Source organism: Paenibacillus sp. J14, assembly GCF_000518465.1.
Taxonomy (GTDB): Bacteria; Bacillota; Bacilli; order Paenibacillales; family Paenibacillaceae; genus Fontibacillus; species Fontibacillus barengoltzii.
This window is the reverse complement of sequence record NZ_JADQ01000070.1, coordinates 1-19,309: the sequence shown is the minus strand read 5'-3', so window position 1 is coordinate 19,309 and position 19,309 is coordinate 1. Positions and strand designations below refer to the sequence as shown.

General features: G+C 51.5%; 16 protein-coding genes, 1 pseudogene and 1 riboswitch. Of the genes and pseudogenes, 5 read left to right on the top strand and 12 right to left on the bottom strand.

Features of this window, described 5'->3' with window-relative positions:
- Positions 1 to 1,267 (top strand): IS1380 family transposase (locus M891_RS24245; protein WP_028537348.1); only part of this gene is annotated, 1,267 nt, incomplete at its 5' end.
- Between the two features lie 170 nt (positions 1,268 to 1,437).
- Here M891_RS24245 and M891_RS0119965 read toward each other — a convergent pair.
- The 5 genes from M891_RS0119965 to M891_RS0119945 all read right to left on the bottom strand — a co-directional run bounded on the left by M891_RS0119965 (position 1,438) and on the right by M891_RS0119945 (position 6,673).
- Positions 1,438 to 1,788 (bottom strand): hypothetical protein, encoded by a 351-nt coding sequence (locus M891_RS0119965; protein ID WP_028540025.1) that lies wholly within the window; start codon positions 1,786 to 1,788, stop codon positions 1,438 to 1,440.
- A gap of 163 nt (positions 1,789 to 1,951) precedes the next feature.
- Positions 1,952 to 3,094 carry a tyrosine-type recombinase/integrase gene (locus M891_RS0119960; protein WP_028540024.1) on the bottom strand — a complete coding sequence of 381 codons (1,143 nt, stop codon included), beginning with the start codon at positions 3,092 to 3,094 and terminating at the stop codon, positions 1,952 to 1,954.
- A 124-nt stretch (positions 3,095 to 3,218) separates the two neighbouring features.
- Positions 3,219 to 4,004, bottom strand: coding sequence for a succinate dehydrogenase iron-sulfur subunit (sdhB, locus tag M891_RS0119955; RefSeq protein ID WP_016310978.1), 786 nt, complete (start codon positions 4,002 to 4,004; stop codon positions 3,219 to 3,221).
- Between the two features lie 12 nt (positions 4,005 to 4,016).
- Positions 4,017 to 5,762: a succinate dehydrogenase flavoprotein subunit gene (sdhA, locus tag M891_RS0119950; RefSeq protein ID WP_016310977.1), complete on the bottom strand. Its 1,746-nt coding sequence runs from the start codon at positions 5,760 to 5,762 to the stop codon at positions 4,017 to 4,019.
- Between the two features lie 239 nt (positions 5,763 to 6,001).
- On the bottom strand, positions 6,002 to 6,673 hold the full coding sequence (locus M891_RS0119945) for a succinate dehydrogenase cytochrome b558 subunit (RefSeq protein WP_028540022.1): 672 nt from the start codon (positions 6,671 to 6,673) through the stop codon (positions 6,002 to 6,004).
- Between the two features lie 286 nt (positions 6,674 to 6,959).
- On the opposite strand from M891_RS0119945, the gene M891_RS0119940 reads away from it, so the two are divergent.
- Positions 6,960 to 7,871: a LysR family transcriptional regulator gene (locus M891_RS0119940; RefSeq protein ID WP_028540021.1), complete on the top strand. Its 912-nt coding sequence runs from the start codon at positions 6,960 to 6,962 to the stop codon at positions 7,869 to 7,871.
- Positions 7,872 to 7,969: 98 nt separating this feature from the next.
- Here M891_RS0119940 and M891_RS0119935 read toward each other — a convergent pair whose 3' ends face one another.
- Genes M891_RS0119935 through M891_RS0119925 form a run of 3 tightly spaced genes read right to left on the bottom strand, consistent with a single transcriptional unit; the run spans position 7,970 to position 11,316 of the window.
- Positions 7,970 to 9,250 (bottom strand): SLC13 family permease, encoded by a 1,281-nt coding sequence (locus tag M891_RS0119935; RefSeq protein WP_028540020.1) that lies wholly within the window; start codon positions 9,248 to 9,250, stop codon positions 7,970 to 7,972.
- A 39-nt stretch (positions 9,251 to 9,289) separates the two neighbouring features.
- The gene (locus M891_RS0119930) at positions 9,290 to 9,955 is read right to left on the bottom strand and encodes a potassium channel family protein (protein WP_028540019.1); all 666 of its coding nucleotides are present in this window, start codon (positions 9,953 to 9,955) and stop codon (positions 9,290 to 9,292) included.
- Between the two features lie 17 nt (positions 9,956 to 9,972).
- Positions 9,973 to 11,316, bottom strand: coding sequence for a TrkH family potassium uptake protein (locus M891_RS0119925; RefSeq protein ID WP_028540018.1), 1,344 nt, complete (start codon positions 11,314 to 11,316; stop codon positions 9,973 to 9,975).
- Between the two features lie 66 nt (positions 11,317 to 11,382).
- Positions 11,383 to 11,549, bottom strand: a riboswitch (cyclic di-AMP (ydaO/yuaA leader).
- Positions 11,550 to 11,900: 351 nt separating this feature from the next.
- On the opposite strand from M891_RS0119925, the gene M891_RS0119920 reads away from it, so the two are divergent.
- Positions 11,901 to 13,613 (top strand): type II CAAX endopeptidase family protein, encoded by a 1,713-nt coding sequence (locus M891_RS0119920; RefSeq protein WP_036701174.1) that lies wholly within the window; start codon positions 11,901 to 11,903, stop codon positions 13,611 to 13,613.
- On the opposite strand, the gene uvrC is transcribed toward M891_RS0119920, so the two are convergent.
- Together uvrC and trxA are read right to left on the bottom strand one after the other, a co-directional pair.
- Entirely contained in the window at positions 13,573 to 15,390 is a 1,818-nt protein-coding gene (uvrC, locus tag M891_RS0119915) for an excinuclease ABC subunit UvrC (RefSeq protein WP_028540016.1), read from the bottom strand. The two genes, M891_RS0119920 and uvrC, sit on opposite strands and share 41 nt — an antisense overlap.
- A gap of 143 nt (positions 15,391 to 15,533) precedes the next feature.
- Positions 15,534 to 15,851 carry a thioredoxin gene (trxA, locus tag M891_RS0119910; protein WP_009224820.1) on the bottom strand — a complete coding sequence of 106 codons (318 nt, stop codon included), beginning with the start codon at positions 15,849 to 15,851 and terminating at the stop codon, positions 15,534 to 15,536.
- Positions 15,852 to 16,118: 267 nt separating this feature from the next.
- Here trxA and M891_RS25435 point away from each other — a divergent pair, with 267 nt between their 5' ends.
- Positions 16,119 to 16,274: a hypothetical protein gene (locus M891_RS25435; RefSeq protein ID WP_009224819.1), complete on the top strand. Its 156-nt coding sequence runs from the start codon at positions 16,119 to 16,121 to the stop codon at positions 16,272 to 16,274.
- A 96-nt stretch (positions 16,275 to 16,370) separates the two neighbouring features.
- Here the strand turns inward: M891_RS25435 and dnaI are convergent, their stop codons facing one another.
- Together dnaI and M891_RS0119895 are read right to left on the bottom strand one after the other, a co-directional pair.
- Entirely contained in the window at positions 16,371 to 17,324 is a 954-nt protein-coding gene (dnaI, locus tag M891_RS0119900) for a primosomal protein DnaI (protein ID WP_016310969.1), read from the bottom strand.
- A gap of 37 nt (positions 17,325 to 17,361) precedes the next feature.
- Positions 17,362 to 18,912, bottom strand: coding sequence for a DnaD domain protein (locus M891_RS0119895; RefSeq protein ID WP_028540015.1), 1,551 nt, complete (start codon positions 18,910 to 18,912; stop codon positions 17,362 to 17,364).
- Positions 18,913 to 19,122: 210 nt separating this feature from the next.
- Here M891_RS0119895 and M891_RS25915 point away from each other — a divergent pair.
- Positions 19,123 to 19,309: pseudogene (locus tag M891_RS25915) on the top strand (DDE-type integrase/transposase/recombinase); the annotation flags it as partial.

Genomic DNA, 19,309 nt, shown 5'->3' with positions numbered 1-19,309 from the left:
AGAATTTTCACTACAAAACGCAACAAACTGCGGCGGCATCAAAATCTTCCTGGCCTTTCTCGAAAAAATCAAACTGCCGGAGGCGATGTGCAGCCTCTCCGGCGGCAAAGCGCGCAACTCCCTCTTCCCCGTTTACCGTATTCTGCTCTATCTCATCGTTGGCTGGATGCTTGGCTGCGAACGGATTTTTCATTTCCGTCGTTTGCAAAGCGACGTGCTGCTGAGGCNCTTTCTCGGCGGCCGCTGCCCGCATCACAGTCTGTTGTACAAGGAATTGATCCGGCTTGGTCGTTTCTGTCCCTCTCTGGTTAACGAACTGCGGAGGCTGAATCAAGAGATCATTCGACCCTGCTTGCCACCTGAGCTGATTCTCGATCTGGATTCCACGGTAGAGACCGTGTATGGCGATCAGTCCGGCGCGGCCAAAGGCACAAATCCACACAAGCCCGGGCGTAAGAGCTATCATCCCCTGCTTGCCTTTGAAGGCCAGAGCCGACTAAACTTGAACGCCGTGCTTCGACCGGGCAATACGCACTCTTCCACCGATGCGGCCGACTTCCTGCGGCAAACCTTTAGACTGCTCGACGAACACAAAGTGAAGTACGCAAGGTTCGACAAAGGCTTTGGCGGTGAAGATTTTTACAGCTTGTGGGAGCAGCACCACATCGGCTATGTCGGCAAGCTGAAATGGACCCAGCGGCTGGCCAAGGAAGTTGGGGCTTGTCGTTACTGGACGCGATATGTCGACGAAGAGTGGATCATCGAAGGTATTTGCTTGATCTACCAAGCGACCTCCTGGAACAAGGCGCGTCGTGTAGCGATCATCCGTAAGGCGCAAGTGTTCGAGGAGGGCCAAGGCCGCATTGTATTCGATTCGGACTGGCAGTACGAAGCCATGGTGACTAATCTGGAATGGGAACCGATCGATTTGTGGCGATTCTACAATCAGCGCTGCTGCATGGAAAATTACATTAAGGAAGCCAAGAACGGGTTTTCCATCGATCGCATTGCGACAGGTGATTTCAAAGCCAATGGTCTGGATCTGCTGATCAAGCTGCTGGCCTACAATTTGTTCGAGCGCTTCAAACGTGACTGCTGTGAGCCAGTCCATCAAGGCTATACGATTGCCCGGTTCCGTCTGGAATTCTTTTATTGCGCCGCAACGCTCATTCGGCATGGTCGCTCTATCCTACTCAAGCTTGCGAGGGACTTTCCCAGCCGTTATGTCTGGAAACGAATCGAGGTTCGAGTGGCGCAGTTAGAATAATGATAAGCAAAATTTTACATGGAAATCAGGACTGCCTCTTCATTGGGGAGGGGGAAAGACCATCTGCCGCAAGCTTCCGTCTCCACTAAAACATGGGAAACTCCCACCTTTTCACTTCTTAAGTCGCCATTGCTTTAGCATCTTGCATTGATCTTATGCACTTTCGAAATTCAGGTTGAATATAAATAAGTATCTAAAATAATGTATTCCTTATGAGTGTAAGTCATTAATCCATCGAGAAACTCAAACTCTTCTTCTTCGAGGGTAACTTTGATTAGTCTATTTCCTTGCTCATCAAACTTTTCTTCTATCTCTTCAATCTCTACTTCAGTAGAAACTTTTTCTTTCGCTTCGGTGAGCTTCTTTACTAATTCTTCTAATTGGTTTATATGATCACCAAGCCCTTTAATTGCGACGGACTTGAGAAGATTAGTCCTAAAGAAACTTATATTGAATTTTTTAAAAGCTTCAGATCCACCTGAGAATCTGTCCTCAAATGTTTTTGCATTTTTTCTATACATTTCCTACCTCCATAGATTATTGATAATTTCGTCTAACTCCCCTATCTCTGCACGTCACAAATATCTTCTTGAGATGGGGATTTGCGTAATTAATCGTATAACCTTAATTATACCTCCATTTCTTATTTCTGTAAGTTGAAATTTGTCCTCCTCCCGTAGTCTGCTATCTCCCCTGCTGATCACGTAATATCCGATCAAGTGGACTCTCAATCTGTTTCAGATTCTTGGTGCTGACGTGGGTGTAACGTTCGGTGGTGGAGGGATTGGCGTGGCCCAGCAGTTCCTGGATATAGCGGAGGTCGGTGCCGTTCTCAAGCAAATGGGTGGCGAAAGAGTGCCGAAGGACATGAATGCCTGCCTGTTTCCGGATGCCGGAGGCTTTCAGGGCTTCCTGAAATACCTTTTGTAATGAACGTTCATGTAAGTGGCTCCCCGGATGCTGCCCCGGAAACAACCACATCGAGTTGGAAAGTCGCTCAGCTTCCACATACTTTTTGATTAGGTCCCAAGCCGTTTGCGATAGTAAGGTGTGCCTGTCTTTTTTGCCTTTTCCTTGCCGGACACGAAGGAGGCCGCGTTCGGGGTCGATATCCGTAACTTTCAGCCGGACGACCTCGCTCACGCGCAAGCCTGAGGCGTAAGCCAGGTACAACATCGTACGGTGCTTCAGATTCGTCGGCGCTTGGATAACGCGGAGTACTTCCTGCTCCGATAAGACATAGGGCAGTTTTTTTCTTTTTTTCGGTCGAATATATTTCATCTGTTCGGAAGGTTGCTTGAGAACCTCGACGGCCAGAAAACGCAAAGCACTAATGGCTTGGTTCACATAAGTAGGAGAGTGCCCTTGCTCAAGGAGCTGCAGAGCATACTGTTGAGTACGGGACGAGTCGATGATCGCGGACGTCATTCCCTCATCCCTGAGGGCTCCTGGGTTCTTCATCCTCAAATGATCAGCCAAGTTCTGCAAATATCGCCGGACATGCCCCCTGTAGGCCTTGCTGGTTTTGAGGCTGTATCCCTTCAGCTTGAGCGTGGTGAGCAGCTTTTGATCCAGGGCCTGAATAAGTTTTTCATCACTGGATGGCTTTGGCGACACGGCTAGCCCGTCCATTCGAATCTCCGCTTCTGGAAAGTACTCTGCAAATTGCCTGATTTTCTCCTCCGTGCAAGGAAAACGCCAGAACTTCCCATTGGGATCCCACCTTCCTCCCCCAATCGCACGCAGCTTACCGACATCCCCTTTCGAGAAATCCTCCAATTTCACGGAAATCTGATCACATTCGATCCGATGAATATGAATGTACATCCCTGATCCCCTCCATTATTCTGTCTAGCTCGAAAAAAAAAAAGAGACAGCCCCTCCCGGGGTCTGTCTCCGATTCTTTCGGATGGATGGTGTTACTTTATCGGTATGAATCTATTCGATTCGATTACTGCTGAAACCACATCTTAAACATATGCTTCGTGGTGGCTTTGTTCATTTCGGCGATGGAGGTGGTCAGCGGGATACCTTTCGGGCAGGCGCGGACGCAGTTTTGCGAGTTGCCGCAACCTTCGATGCCGCCGGGTTCCATTAGCGCCTCCAGACGCTCATCGGCGTTCATTTCACCAGTTGGGTGTGCGTTGAACAAGCGCACTTGGGAAATCGCTGCCGGGCCGATGAAGTCCGTCTTCTCGTTGACGTTCGGACAAGCTTCCAAGCAGACGCCGCAGGTCATGCACTTGGACAGTTCATATGCCCATTGCCGTTTCTTCTCCGGCATCCGCGGCCCTGGCCCCAGATCGTACGTACCGTCGATCGGAATCCACGCTTTGACCCGCTTGAGCGCATTAAACATCCGGCTGCGGTCGATTACCAGGTCGCGTACGACCGGGAACGTCCGCATCGGTTCAACGCGAATCGGCTGTTCCAAATTGTCGATCAGTGCCGCACAAGCCTGACGCGGTTTGCCATTGATCACCATCGAGCAGGCGCCGCACACTTCCTCCAGACAGTTGGACTCCCAGCACACTGGCGAGGTATGTTCGCCCTTGCTATTCACCGGGTTCCGCTGGATTTCCATCAAGGCGCTGATCACGTTCATTCCAGGGCGGTAGTCCAGCTCGAATTCTTCCGTATACGGCTTCGAGTTCGGATCATCCTGGCGAGTAATGATGAATTTGACTTTTTTGGCCGTTGGTTGTTTGGCCGTTACATCCGTTTCCGCCATTGCCATGGGTATCCCCTCCTATTTGTCCTTCGAGTAGTCGCGAATCCGCGGCGGGATCAAGGAAACGTCGACCGGTTCGTACGAAATTTCCGGACCGTCCGGCGTCCATTTCGCCATCGTTGTCTTCAAGAATTCTTCGTCGTTCCGGTTCGGGAACTCCGGTTTATAATGCGCGCCCCGGCTTTCGTTACGAAGCAACGCGCCCTTCGTCATCGCTTCAGCCAGCTCCAGCATATTCCACAGCTGACGGGTGAACGCGGCTCCCGTATTGTTCCAGCGGGACGTATCGTTGATGTTGATCTTTTTGTAACGTTCTTTGAGTTCCTTGATTTTGTTGATGGTGGCTTCCAAACGATCGTTATGACGAACGACGGTCATGTTCGCCGTCATCCATTCGCCCAGTTCTTTGTGGATGACATAAGCATTTTCGGTGCCATCCATCGCCAGGATGCCTTCGTACTTCTCTTCTTGGGCTTTGCGGTAGCTTTCGAAGACGCTTGGATTCAGATCCTCAGTCGACTTCTTCAGACCACGAAGATATTCGACCGCTTTCGGTCCGGCCACCATACCGCCGTAAATCGCCGACACCAGCGAGTTCGCACCAAGACGGTTCGCTCCGTGATATTGGTATTCACATTCTCCTGCCGCAAACAGACCAGGAATGTTGGTCATTTGGTTATAGTCGACCCACATGCCGCCCATGGAGTAATGGACTGCCGGGAAAATTTTCATCGGAATCTTGCGCGGGTCATCACCCATGAACTTCTCATAAATCTCAATAATCCCGCCGAGTTTCACGTCCAGCTCTTTCGGATCTTTGTGGGACAGGTCGAGATACACCATGTTCTCGCCGTTAATGCCCAGCTTCAGGTCCACGCACACATGGAAAATTTCCCGTGTCGCAATATCCCGCGGTACAAGGTTACCGTAAGCCGGATATTTCTCCTCCAGGAAGTACCATGGTTTGCCGTCCTTGTATGTCCAGATCCGTCCGCCTTCGCCACGTGCGGATTCGGACATCAGACGCAGCTTGTCATCCCCCGGAATGGCTGTCGGGTGAATTTGAATGAACTCACCGTTCGCGTACGTAACACCTTGCTGGTACACAGCACTCGCCGCAGTCCCCGTGTTGATGACCGAGTTGGTCGTTTTCCCGAAGATAATCCCCGGACCGCCTGTGGCCAAAATAACCGCATCCGACGGGAACGTAGTGATTTCCATCGAGCGAAGATTTTGTGCGGTAATGCCGCGGCAGACGCCTTCATCGTCCAAAACAACGGACAGGAACTCCCAGTTTTCATATTTCGTGACCAGGCCAGCTGCTTCATGACGACGTACCTGCTCATCCAGCGCGTACAGCAGCTGTTGTCCGGTCGTTGCCCCGGCAAACGCCGTACGGTGATGCTTCGTACCGCCGAACCGGCGGAAATCCAACAGCCCCTCCGGCGTGCGGTTAAACATAACGCCCATCCGGTCCATCAAGTGAATGATACCAGGGGCCGCTTCGCACATCGCCTTAACCGGCGGTTGGTTAGCCAAGAAGTCCCCGCCGTATACGGTATCGTCAAAATGCTCCCAAGGCGAGTCGCCTTCGCCTTTCGTATTCACGGCCCCGTTAATGCCGCCTTGCGCGCACACCGAGTGAGAACGTTTCACCGGCACAAGGGAAAACAGCTGTACCGGCACGCCTGCTTCGGCCGATTTAATCGTAGCCATCAGACCGGCCAAGCCGCCGCCAACGACGATTAAGCTTTGTTTAGCCATTTGCTTTCAACTCCTAAAAGTTTTGTGAGCGTTGCTTCAAGGGAATGCTTCGTACAAAACTTGCATCGGAAGCATTCGCTTAGTTTTGTGAGCGTTACTTCAACGAGTGATCTGCGAACAAAACTCGCTTCGTAAGCATCTACCTAGTTTTGTGAGCGTTACTTCAAGGAATACTTTCGTACAAAACTCGCTTCGTAAGCATCCGCTTTATTGTCAACGTGTCATCTACGAACAAAAACCTACGCCAACCAAGCCTTTGCCGTCTCCAGCAAAGCGCTGCCTTCCGCCTGGAATTCCGCGCCGCGGAATGCGACCAGCGACCACACGAACATCACGGCAACGATCGCGAACAAGCCCATGCAAATATAAGAGGACACACGTTGCGACCGCGGGCCGACCGTCACGCCCCAGCTCACGAGGAACGACCATAATCCGTTCGTAAAGTGGAACGCCGCCGACACAACCCCGATGATATACAACGTAAAGAAAAGCGGGTTGCTGACGATCTCATGCATCAAGCCGCCCAATTCCTCATGCTCCACATTGCCCAGCGCCACCTGTACACGGGTCTCCACCACGTGCCAGATCACGAACACAAACGCGATGACGCCGGTAATCCGCTGCAACAAATAACGCAGGTTGCGCTCGGTTGGGAACCGCCGATTGTTCGGCTTCGCCTGGAACGCAATATAAAGCCCATAAACTCCGTGATATAACAACGGCAGCCAGATCCCAAAAATCTCCAAAACCAAGACGAGCGGCAGGCTGTTCAGGAACGCAACCGCTTCCCTAAAACCTTCGCTTCCGCCTTCCACCGCCGAAAAGTTGGTGATCATGTGCTCCAGCAGGAAAAATCCCAGCGGAATGACGCCCAGCAGCGAGTGCAGTTTTCTGGAATAAAACCCTTTCATAAATGCGTGTACCCCTTTCTCATTCCATCATCCGTTTCAACTTGCGCAAATTCACTCAAGATTCGACCTTACGGGGGCGCGGAGGTTGAATATGATAAATACCACACCGCAGTCGGTAAAACCCCTTTGAACCTCCAGTTACTTGTGAACAACTTGTGTCACTTTTCATGTTACTCCTTTTTATCTTATAATGGAATTGCAATATATTTATTAATCATTATAACAAATTCACATAAGCAAACCTGTCGAATCTTGTCCTGCACCCGGAAAAAAGGAGGTTCTCCGCATGATGGAAGAGTTGCTGGTGTTCACCACCGTCGTGGAGCAATCCAGTTTGAATAAAGCATCCAAGCTGTTAAACCTGTCCCAACCTGCCCTTTCGCGCAAAATTGCAAAATTAGAAGAGGAATGGGGGGTCTCCCTGTTTCACCGCAAAGGGAAAAGACTCGAGCTGACCCGCGTAGGTCAGGAAGCTTACCAATATGCGCTGGAACAGCGGCAACGCCACCAAAACTTCCTGCAGACCGTGTCCCGCTTCAAGGCGGCGGAGCGCCGCATCGTCACGTTGGGCGCCAGCCTGACGACGATCCAAACCACGCTGCCGCCGCTCGTGACCGCGCTCATGGAGAAGTTTCCGGATATCGAACTGAAGCTCGTCACCGGCAAAACCCATGAAATTGTCTCCTACGTCCGTGAGAAGAAAGTCGATTTCGGCGTCGTGGCCTCCCTGGTGAACGAGACGGGCTTGAATTGCCTGCCGCTGTTCAAAGACCACCTCGAGCTGGTCGTGCCCAAAGGGCATGAGCTGGCCGCCGCCGGGCAGAAGCGCCGTCTGATTATGGACGATCTGAGCGGTCAGCCGATGATCGTCTTTTCCAAGGGAACCTGGTATCGGCGGCTGATCGACGACCTCTTTGGACGCTACAGCATCTTGCCTGATATCCGCATGGAGATCGATTCATTTGAAGCGATCGTGCGCCTGCTGCCGATCTGCAAGGCGGCCGCGCTATTGCCTAAATCGTACTTGCGCATGCCGTTGCTGCGGGATAACGGCCTGCTGACGGTGCCGATTCCCGAGCTGGCCCAGACGCGGCGCGAAACCTGCCTCGTATACGGCGATAAATCGGAGCTGACGAGTGAAACGAAGGAATGGATCGCGCAAATCCGCGAAACCCTCGTCAAAGAATTGCCGATCTAACGCCACCATGAACCCCGCACCCGAACAACGGTCTGGCGGGCATCAAAAAAAGCTGCCGCTTCCAGGTGAACACCTGGATCAACGGCAGCTTGTCCATTTTACATGAAGTATCGCAAATATACGTAGAGACTGGAGATCAAAATGGTAAGGATCATCAGCGGGAGTCCGTATTTCATGTATTTTAGAAAACTAATCGGTTCCCCTTCCTTGGCGGACATCCCGGCAGCGATCAAATTGGCACTGGCTCCGATTAATGTCCCGTTTCCACCAAGACAAGCGCCGAGCGCTAAGCTCCACCATAGCGGCTCCAAGTTCTGAATCCCCATTCCGCCCATGTCTTGAATCATTGGAATCATCGTCGCTACGAGCGGAATATTATCGATAAACGCCGACGCCAACGCACTCAGCCAGAGGATCAGCATCGAGGTGGTCAGCGGATCGCCTCCTGTCAGCCGCATTACCTCTTCGGCCACTCTCGTAATGATTCCCGTTTCAACCAACCCGCCGACCAAGACGAACAAACCGACGAAGAAGAAGATAGTGGGCCATTCCACCGAGCGGAAGGCTTGTTCCATCACGTGTTCACCGGTCAGGAGCAGCAACAGGAAAGCACCCGCCAGCGCAATCGTCGCCGTCTCCAAATGGAGGTATTGATGAAGGAAAAAACCGAGCAACGTCAACCCTAATGCAATCAAGCACTTGATGAGCAGCTTTTTCTCCGTAATCAAGCCCTCTAGACGGATCTCCATCAAGCTCTGCTGATGAGCAAAGCCCTTCTTCAACTCTTTGCGGAAGATCAAGATCCCCAGCGGCAAAATCACCACCAGAATGATCATCGCAACCGGCGCTAAATTTTCCATAAAGGCGACGAAGGTTAATTCCTTCACGGCGCTGCCAATCATAATGTTCGGAGGGTCTCCGATTAAAGTCGCCGTCCCGCCGATATTCGTGGCAAGAATCATGGAGAAGAGGTAAGGGAATGCCTTGACCCTCAACCTCCGCGTAATGCTAAAGGCCACCGGAACCATCAAAATAATGGTCGTGACGTTATCCAGGAATGCCGAACCTATCGCAGTGATTAGCGCCAACAAGCCCATGAGCGTAATGGGATTGCCTTTGGCCAGCTTCGCAGTCCATATGCCAATGTAAGTAAATAAGCCGGTCTTGGCTGTCGTGTTCACGATGATCATCATCCCGATCAAGAGCCCCAGCGTATTGAAATCAATATGATGGACTGCACTCTCCTGGTCAAGGATGCCAAACATCACCATGAGCGCCGCACCAGCCATAGCCAGCACCGTTCGGTGAATTTTCTCAGAAATAATAAGTGCGTAAGTCAGCAAAAAAATGATTAAAGCCCAAATGGCCTGTTGTTCCATACTATTCCCCGTTCCCTGCTAGTAAGCCTTCTTCCCATTTCATGATGGATTGATAATCGTTTCAAACTGCTCAATATTTTTCTTAGCCCCAATGATAACCATAATGTCGCCTTCATTTAACTGATCCATCGCAGTAGGGGCTACCAAGACTCCGCTATCCCGATGAATCGCCACAATGCTGCAGCCAAAACGCGTTCGCGGATTAATATCAGCCAGGCACTTCTGGTGCAAGCATGCCGGAACGTTCATCTCGACGATACTGTATTCCTTCGACAGTTCAATATAATCCAGCAGATTCGGAGTAACCAGCTGATGGGCCACACGAATCCCCATGTCGCGTTCCGGATAGATCACCCGATCCACTCCCAGCTTCTCTAAAGCCCGGCCGTGCAGAAGCGAGATCGCCTTGGCGACTACCGTTTTAATACCCAGGTCTTTAAGGAGAATGGCCGCCAGGATGCTCATTTGAATATCGGTGCCAATCGCCACGATGCCGCAATCAAAATTGCGAACCCCCAGCGACTTCAGCACCTCTTCTTCTGTGGCATCAGCGACAACGGTATGCGTGAGCCGATCGCTAAGTTCTTCCACGATCTCTTCATTCCGGTCGATGCCCAGAACCTCATATCCTAACTCCATTAATTCCAAGGCTAGACTCGAGCCGAACCGCCCCAAGCCGATGACCACAAACTGCTGCTTTTTCATTTTTGCCCATTTTCCCCTTATCCTATAATGATTTTACCTTCTGGATGGCGATACAACTCTTTCCCCTTCCTTGGACCAATCGCATAGGCGAGCGTCAAAGGCCCCAGCCGTCCGGCAAACATCGTAAGACTAATCACTACTTTTCCAAAATCCGTCAGACGCTCCGTTAAGCCCATCGACAATCCAACGGTTCCAAAAGCGGAGGTCGTCTCAAACAAGATAGAGAGGAAATTTGCATCTTCCGTAGTGGACAATACCATCGCTACAGCAACGATGACAAACAGCGCCATCATCGTAATCGTCAGCGCCTTAAAGATCCGTTCCTCAGCCATCCGGTAACGGAATAACACCAAATCCGTCCGTCCACGGATCATGGAGATCACCGCACCGATAAGAATCGTAAAGGTAGTCGTCTTGATCCCGCCCCCTGTTGAGCCAGGCGAAGCCCCAATGAACATCAGGATGATCATGAAGAATTGCGTAGCCTGACGCAGCGAACCGGTATCAAGGGTAACCACCCCTCCCGAACGCGGCGTGACCGATTGGAACAAAGAAGCCCAGATTTTGCCGCTCCAGCTAAGCGGCTCCAACGTGCGTGGATTCGTGAATTCGAACACGAAAATGACGATCGTACCAATCGCAATCAGGACCGCCGTCATCGACAGCACGACCTTGGAATGAAGCGACAATTTGCGATGCTTGCGATACTCCGCCAGATCGGACAAGACAATAAAACCAAGACCGCCGGACACGATAAGTAAGATGGATACAATGTTAATCAAAGGATCGTTCACGTAGGGGATTAAACTGCGATATTCTCCAAATAGATCAAATCCTGCATTATTAAACATAGAAATCGAATGCCAAATTCCAAAGTACAGCGCCCGGCCAAACGGCATATCAAAGGCCCAGCGGAGGGTAAGGAACACCGCTGCACCGGACTCAATCAGCAGCGAATACACCAGCACCTTGCGAATTAAGCGAACGATGCCTTCCATTGAACTCTGGTTCATCGCTTCCTGGAGCAAGAGACGGTCTTTCAGCGAGATTCTCCGTTTCAGGACGAGGGAGAACAAGGTAGCCATGGTCATAAAGCCAAGCCCCCCGATTTGGACAAGCAAGATAATGACGATGTGGCCAAAAGTTGAAAAATACCTTCCCGTATCCACTACAAACAGCCCCGTTACACAAGTTGCCGAAGTTGCCGTAAACAATGCATCAACAAATGGCGTCGGTTCCCCGGACGTCCCGGAGATCGGAAGCATAAGCAGCAGACTTCCCAGCAAAATGATGAGGGCAAACCCAATCACTAATACCTGCGGCGGAGAAAGGTTTATTTTCTTCGTATTCAACGCGTTCACCTCATCGTCTTCCTGAAAAAAGAACAAAAGAAAAAAGCACTGGAAATCCAATGCCTTTCGGTGTTTGGTTCCTGATGCACAAGCCTACGAGGTTAGCTGACGGATTCGGACATGCCCAGTTGCCCTATTCGCGGACGCTTCATCCTCCCATGTAAGAAGTTGAAGCTCCGGGAAATTCACCCCAAAATGTACGGTTCCCCCGTTTTCATTACGAAATTCGGCCAATCTTTTCAATTGTTTTCATTCATTTTTCGTCAAATGGATTATATCCCTTATTGCGTCCCACCACAAAGCTCTATTTTCAAGAAAAAGACCCGAAAAAGACGAAATCAGGGATTGTGCAGATCAACTTCCCCCCCAATCTAAATGATGCGTAGACTTGCCGAAGTTTTTGCCGTTTCTCGTCAATTTTGCCCTCCGTCTGGCGCAGGGGGGATTGCTGTGTTATCTTTACTTTGACGAACTTGATCAAAAAACATACTTCATATTATTAAGAAGAGTACGTTTCCCAGAATTTATTTCAACTTAATCACAAAGGAGTTTTGCGAGTGAATTCCCCTTTGACGTCAAATGGCCGCCGCAGGATGAAGACCAAAAATCTGTGGCTGCTGGCCGCCCTCGGATTCATTGTGTTCGTGGCCGTTCAACTGTTCCCGACCACCGATTCGGAATCGTTGCAGTTGCAGCAATCGAATGAGGTGATCAGCAAACAAGAAGCAGCCGCCAGTGCAAGTGAATTTGTCCAATCGGTACTTGGGATCGACCTGCCGAATCCCGCGAAGGATAAAGCATTAATTACATACGAAACGCGTTCCGATCTGTTTGGTTACTTAACCAAAGCCGATCTGCTCGCCCCATACTTAAAAACGTATGACAAGCAATTTCCCTATGATGTATTTCGTGTCCGTTACACGGATCCCACTGAAGCGTTAAGCGCGGTGACCGTAGATGTTCATATGACCACGGGTAAAGTCGTTGGCTTCGAGGAGATTAGTTCCTCCAGCAACGCCACCAAGCAGATGATGCTGGATGTAGGATCGGAAACGACCGATTCCATGAAGGCATGGGAAGGGGATCTCTCGCTAGCGGAGAAAGAGGAGCTGGCACAGCCTTACCTGAACGCTTTCGGATTTAAACCAAGCGATCTGGAGCTGGCCTCCGGTGAAGGGGATGTAGGCCTCCTCTACCGTATCCAAGGCTACACCTTAGGTGAATCGCAGGCGGAAATCAAGCTTAGCTTCGAATACGGTAAGGTTTCTTCGTTAGAGAGCTATTTTAGTGTACCTCAGGCACATCTGGACTACGTTGCCGGGCAGACCAAAATCGCCAGCTGGCTTACCTATGCGGGTTATGCCCTGTTGACGTTCGTGCTGGCCATTCTGGCGATCGTCTACAGCGCGCTGACGCGAGTTCATACCTCGTTTAAGCGGGGAATTTTCCTGGCATCGGCTTACTTCGTGTTATCGACGATTGGAACGATCAACATGATTCCGGTGTTCCAAAAAGACGGCCTTGAAGCCGGTGTACTTGTCTTTGGCCTCTTCTTCCAAGGTCTGGTGACCTTGTTCCTGGCCGCTTCTGTGTACTTCTCGCTGGTGGGCGGCGACGGACTGTGGCGGAAGAACGGGATCAACCTCTGGGCAAGATCAAGGGAAGAAGGGTATGGCCGTTCCATCCTGACCTCTGTGGGCGATGGGTATGCCTGGGCATTGATCCTGTTAGGCGTTCAATCTGTGGTGTTCTTCATTTTAGAGCAAACGATTCATACCTGGTCCACGACCGATGCAACGCAATCGCCGTACAACATGGTATATCCGGTATTGTTCCCGCTGCTGGCTTGGGTGGCCGGGATCGGGGAAGAAGCGGTGTATCGCCTCTTCGGGATCCCGATGCTGAAGAAAATGTTCCGCAGCACCTTTATCGCTTGCCTGTTGTCGACCTTAATTTGGGCGTTTGGCCACACGTTGTACCCGATTTATCCGGTCATTTCGCGCCCGATCGAATTAACCTTTATCGGACTGCTGTTCAGCTTCGTGTTCCTGCGTTACGGCTTCGCGACCGTTGTCTTCTCGCATGTCATCTTCGACAGCATTCTGATGGCCCTAAGCTTGATGTTTATGGGCGGAGCGCTGAATATCGTCGCCGGGTTGTTCTATATCGCCTTGCCGGCGATCGTGGCGTATGTGATTTACTTGTTTAACCCGCCAAGCAAGGAACGAAAGACCCCGCCGCCGCAACCAAAAGAGGAGCCGTATTTTACGACTCCTCTGGCGGATCTTCGTCCCGAAGGGCATTAAGAATTTGACGGGCTAATTTATCCCCGATAGAAAGAGGCCGAAAGTCTTCGACGGAGGCCTCTTTTATTTTTTTCAACGATCCAAAATGTTTCAGCAGCGCCTTCCGGCGTTTCTCGCCGATGCCAGGGATGGAGTCCAGCCGTGAGGCGACCATCGACTTGGCGCGCTGTTCACGGTGGAACGAAATGGCGAAGCGGTGCACCTCGTCTTGAATCCGCTGCAGCAGGTAGAACTCCTGGCTGTCACGCGGCAAATAGACTGGCTCCGGCGGATCAAACGCCATCAGCTGTGCGGTTTTATGCTTGGCGTCCTTCACCAGGCCGCACACCGGGATGTGTAAGCCGAGCTCGTTCTCCAGCACGTCGGTGGCTGCCGAGATCTGCCCTTTGCCTCCGTCAACCACGATCAGATCGGGCAGCGGCAAGTTCTCCTTCAACACCCGTTCATAGCGTCGGCGAATGACCTCACGCATCGTTTCGTAATCGTCCGGTCCTTTGACGGTTTTTACTTTATATTTACGGTATTCTTTCTTGGCCGGCTTACCGTCAATGAACACCACCATGGCCGAGACCGGGTTCGTCCCCTGAATGTTGGAGTTATCGAACGCTTCAATCCGCGACACGGACTCCAGGCCAATCGCCTTGCCGAGATTCTCGGCCGCCTTCGAAGTGCGTTCCTCATCCCGTTCGATCAGCCGGAATTTCTCATCCAGCGTGATGCGTGCGTTTTCCTCGGCCATCTTGGTCATCTGCCGCTTTAAGCCGCGCTGCGGCACCAGCGTCTTCACGCCCAGCCACTCCTGCAAGGCGGCTGGAGCGTCAAGCGCGCCGGCCTCCTCTTGTTCTTCCGGCTTCTCCGGCAGCAGAATCTCCTGCGGCAAGGCCGGGTTGTCGCTGTAATACTGCGTCACATAAGACATAAAGTCGCCGTAGGCGTCACCGTAGAACGGAAAGACCGACGCATGCCGTTCGATCATTTTCCCCTGACGCATGTACAGAATCTGAACGCACATCCAGCCCTTGTCTACGGCGTACCCAAACACGTCGCGGTCCTTCGCATCGGTCACGGTAATCTTCTGCTTCTCCATCACCGCATCGATGTTGATGATCTGGTCGCGCAGCTCCTTAGCCCGCTCGAATTGCAGGGCTTCGGCTGCCTCGTGCATTTTGCGCTCCAGCTCTTTCTTGATTTCCTCATGCCCGCCGCTCAGGAACGAGATGATCTCCTGCGTCATCTTCTCGTACGTTTCCTTCTCGACCTCATACACGCATGGCGCCAAGCACTGGCCCATATGATAATACAAGCACACTTCCTTAGGCATCACGTTGCATTTGCGCAGCGGGTACATGCGATCGAGCAGCTTCTTCGTTTGCTGAGCCGCGTAAGCGTTCGGATACGGGCCAAAATATTTCGCTTTATCTTTAAGCACCCGCCGGGTGACTTCCAGCCGGGGATGCGGTTCATTCGTAATTTTGATATAGGGGAACGTCTTGTCATCCTTCAGGAGGATATTATAACGCGGATGATGTTCTTTGATCAGGTTACATTCCAGGATCAGTGCTTCCATATTGCTCGCGGTCACGATGTATTCGAAGTCGCGGATCTCGGATACGAGCAGCTGGGTTTTCCCGTTATGGCTGCCTGTAAAATAGGAACGGACTCGGTTCTTCAGCACTTTGGCTTTACCGACGTAAATGATCTTACCGTCCTTGTTCTTCATTAAATAACAACCCGGGGAATCGGGCAGCAGCGCCAGCTTATGTTGGATTCGCTCCATCGCTTTCTCATAACTTAACGTTTCATTAGCCGATGTGTCCAAGCTTCCTCCTCCTTTCTCCACTCCAGGTTAACGCAGAAAACGCCTCCGGCCCAAACCGGAGGCGTCATCCAAGGCGTCAAGCGACGCGCCTGATCGTCTGGTTATTGATGTTTAGCGATCAGGTTCTTCAACGTGTCCTTCGAGTTCAATCCGACGATTTTATCGACCGGTTGACCGTCTTTGAACAGGATCAGCGTAGGAATGCTCATAACGCCGAAGCGGGAAGCGGTTTCTGGATTGTCATCCACGTTCAGCTTCGCGATCTTCACGGAGTCACCTACTTCTGCGTCCAGCTCCTCCAGAATCGGAGCGATCATTTTGCAAGGGCCGCACCATGGAGCCCAAAAATCAACAAGAACCGGACCTTGTCCTTCGATTTCCGCATTGAAGGACTGATCGGATACGTTCACGATAGCCATGATAATTTCCTCCTTATTTGGGTTGCCCGGCCTAGCCCATTCATGACTGGAGCGCGAACAACTGGTAGTCGAAAAAAATGGAGCAGTCAGCCCAAAAAGCTGTTGCCGAACACATTATACCATACTACACTGAAAAAAAGAAAGTGTATGGTAACGCCTTCTTTACAAAACGAAAAAAGTTTGGTTATACTAAGAATAACCTGAAAACGGATTGTCTATGACATATTTCATTGACGAGACGATAATTTCCTGAGGAGGCCCATCGCCATGGATGCTAACACGCATGCGAACGATCCGCGGCAGCATATCAACGAAGAACCCCGCAACGATCTGTTTGATTTGATGAACGGCTTTTTTGGCATGCTGACGTTCATGATCGTGATTTTCTTCGGCATGGTCATCATTAAATTTATCGCCAGCTAGGCGGTAACCAGACCTCGAATTAAACGAAAGAGCCGGGTGCTCCCCCGCGAAGGGAGGTGCTCGGCTCTTTAACTTATGTCCTTGGATCGTCCATGATTACGCTTGACCGCGCTTATTCGTCCCATTCACCTGAACCACGGTCACGAACGGAGCGATCCGATCCATTAAGCGTTGGCCTTTATGCCGCTCTTCCCCGTCCTTGCTCGTAAAGCTCAAATGCTTCTCCAGTGCACCCAAGGAATAGTTGGAGGTGTAGAAGGTGGGTTTTCGGTTCATTCGATAATTCAAAATCGCGCCCATGACATGGTCGCGCACCCACGGATTCAGGTTCTCCGCACCGATATCGTCAAAGATCAGCAGGTCTACCTGCTTCATCATTTCCACCGTTTCGCGCAGCTTGTCGCTGTCCTGCAGCATGCTCTTCAGCTCTTCCACAAATTCCGGCATATAGACGATGGCGCCAGAGTAACCTTCCTTCGCCAGTTCGTGCAGCAGATAGCACATCAAGAACGTTTTGCCGGTGCCAAACGGCCCTTCCAGATACAGCCCTTTCGTCTGCAATCCAGATTCCTTCGTTTCATTAATATAGCGGAACACTTGTCCTACCGCCGGAGCACGCATGGCATCCTTCGTCATAATTTCCACTTCGTCATAACCGGCTTCCAGCGCCCGTTCATCTACATAGAAGCTATGAATCCGTTTCTTAACGGACAATTCGCGCTCATATTGCAGTTGCTTGGGGCATGGCACCTGACGATCCACAAGCTGCGGGCTTCCGCCCACCTGCTCGACCGTCAGCTTCGTATAATGGCCGGGGAAATCGTTGGGACATTGCTCCAAGCCCGGGCAGTTCGCGCAATGCTTGCTGTCGTTGATGTATTGATACAGCTTAGCCATCCCGCGAGTCAGCTGCTCCTGTCCCAGCTCCGGATGTTGGTCCCGGAGTTCCTTCACCAGCGGGTCATTCATCAGACGTGTGGTCAGCTCCTCGGAGCGTTGTTTGAATTGCGTGCTTTTCATCTGCGTCAGCAGTTCCCCCAATGATTCCATAGGTTGTGTCACCTTCCTCCCCCAAGCCTAAACGGACTCAGACTTCCTTTTTATGTTTGCCGGATTGCATACGCTCCGCCATCTTAATCAGTTCAGCTAACTCTTCTTCCGATACAGCCGTCTCCTGGCCCGTCCGCTCCACAATTGGGATTTCCGGCTTCGGCTTCGTTCCGCGGCTGCCATAAGTTCGCGCCCGGCCTCCTCCGGAGGCGGCACCGCTGGATTTCTCCTTGACCTTCTCCTTCACCTTCGACTGGTCGCGGATATATTGCACGGCCTGCTCATACGTGTTGATCTGCTTCAGCAGCATGTTCGCGGCGATCGCATCGATGAAATTACGATTGATCCGCTGCTCCCCGCCTGAGGTGAGCAGGGACATTAAATAATGGATCAGTACGTTGATGACTTCGCCGGGCAATTTGTAATTCAGATCGATTTTCTCGAAAATATCCAGCAAGTTATCCGGAATCGATCCCGGGAAGAACGTCTTCAGCAACCGGGTATACGGCTCATTGCGAAGCATCATATTATATTGATGAATATCGCATTTGCTTTGGAATTGCGGCGGTACGTCCACGTAATACTCCATCTGTACCGCAACCTCCTCCGCCACGCCCCCCGCTTGAACGGAATCAGCTTCCGCCTTCGGCTCCTCACCGCGCAGCGCGACGATTTTGCCATAAGCCACCTCGCGCTCCTCTTGACGGCGCTTGCCTTGGCGGAACTGCAGGTTGGCCTTGTGCTGGAGCGCATCCAGCAGGATCCCGCCGCCTGAATCAAAGACCCCGTCCTCGTCCAACAGCCGGCAAATATCCTGGACGCTTAAATCGTACTTGCGGGCCACGTAATTCACCACGCCCATCCCTTCCGGGTCAAAGCGCAGCGCCTCAACGAAGGAGCGGTTCCGGGACTCGCGCGGAAAACGCAGGATGATGTCCGCATAGTTGATCGCATCCTCTTCCAGAGCCAGCTTGAGCCCCGGCTGCCTAGCGATCGACGTCTCGGCAATCGCCTGCTCCAGCTCATAATCTATCGAATGCGTGTTCAGCTCAAAGATCTCATAGAACGGAACCGTAATATTTTCCTTATTCAGGCCAACTCCTGACCATGCCTCTGGTTCTCCGCGGAATAACTGCTCCCGCAGAGACAGCACCGCGAACTTCCCGATCTTATCTCGCAGCAGCAAAGTCAGATGCTGAGTCCGGAAAAATTCCGCCGGTGCCAGCGGTGCCTGAAGCTCATATTCGTAAATATAGTCATCGCTGTCTGGAACATAGAGCCGGTTCGTCTGAAGCAGCCCGACCGCCTCCAACCGGGATGTCTGCTCAATTAGAAACTTCCGCCCTTTCTCGCTTGGATCGAGGCCAAGGGTCAGGAACAGCTTCCGCTGCTGCTCCACCTCCGAATATCCAACCTGCTCCTGGGGAACATGCTCCGCAAGCAATCGGTACAGCGAAATTGCGAACGCCCCGACCATCGGTTGATAGATCAAACCTAGCATTCTGCCATCGACGGGACTGAGTCCGAAGTCACGATATACGCAATAACGGTGATTTTCAGTAAAATGCAGCATGTTGTTCATGCGCACGGCTTCATCGCTCCTTCCCTATCACGTCCAAATAGACTTCCTCTATTTTAGCATAAAAGACGTCGTCCTGAATCGTCCCGCGATCACTCAGTTAAAATGTTACTAAAGAGGCATCGGTTCACTCACATCGAAATGTTACCGAAGGGATGTGTTTTGAAACTGAGCATGAAAACACGACGTGAAGTAATCCGTACCTTGGCTGATCAATACATGAGAGCGAAATCGCGAAATGAGAAATCTGCAATCCTTGACAACGCCGTGAAGGTGCTGGGGTGCCATCGGAAGCATGCTATCCGCGCTCTCACGAACCCTCCTGCGCTGACACCAGCGAAATCGAAACGTAATCGGCCATTAGCTTACCAGGAGGCGATGCCCGTCATTGAGCGCGTTTGGGAAG

Coding starts and splice junctions, on each gene's coding strand:
- M891_RS0119965 (WP_028540025.1), bottom strand. CDS start 1,788: ATGTATAGAAAAAATGCAAAAACATTTGAGGACAGATTCTCAGGTGGA.
- M891_RS0119960 (WP_028540024.1), bottom strand. CDS start 3,094: ATGTACATTCATATTCATCGGATCGAATGTGATCAGATTTCCGTGAAA.
- sdhB (WP_016310978.1), bottom strand. CDS start 4,004: ATGGCAATGGCGGAAACGGATGTAACGGCCAAACAACCAACGGCCAAA.
- sdhA (WP_016310977.1), bottom strand. CDS start 5,762: ATGGCTAAACAAAGCTTAATCGTCGTTGGCGGCGGCTTGGCCGGTCTG.
- M891_RS0119945 (WP_028540022.1), bottom strand. CDS start 6,673: ATGAAAGGGTTTTATTCCAGAAAACTGCACTCGCTGCTGGGCGTCATT.
- M891_RS0119940 (WP_028540021.1), top strand. CDS start 6,960: ATGATGGAAGAGTTGCTGGTGTTCACCACCGTCGTGGAGCAATCCAGT.
- M891_RS0119935 (WP_028540020.1), bottom strand. CDS start 9,250: ATGGAACAACAGGCCATTTGGGCTTTAATCATTTTTTTGCTGACTTAC.
- M891_RS0119930 (WP_028540019.1), bottom strand. CDS start 9,955: ATGAAAAAGCAGCAGTTTGTGGTCATCGGCTTGGGGCGGTTCGGCTCG.
- M891_RS0119920 (WP_036701174.1), top strand. CDS start 11,901: ATGAAGACCAAAAATCTGTGGCTGCTGGCCGCCCTCGGATTCATTGTG.
- uvrC (WP_028540016.1), bottom strand. CDS start 15,390: ATGGAGCGAATCCAACATAAGCTGGCGCTGCTGCCCGATTCCCCGGGT.
- trxA (WP_009224820.1), bottom strand. CDS start 15,851: ATGGCTATCGTGAACGTATCCGATCAGTCCTTCAATGCGGAAATCGAA.
- M891_RS25435 (WP_009224819.1), top strand. CDS start 16,119: ATGGATGCTAACACGCATGCGAACGATCCGCGGCAGCATATCAACGAA.
- dnaI (WP_016310969.1), bottom strand. CDS start 17,324: ATGGAATCATTGGGGGAACTGCTGACGCAGATGAAAAGCACGCAATTC.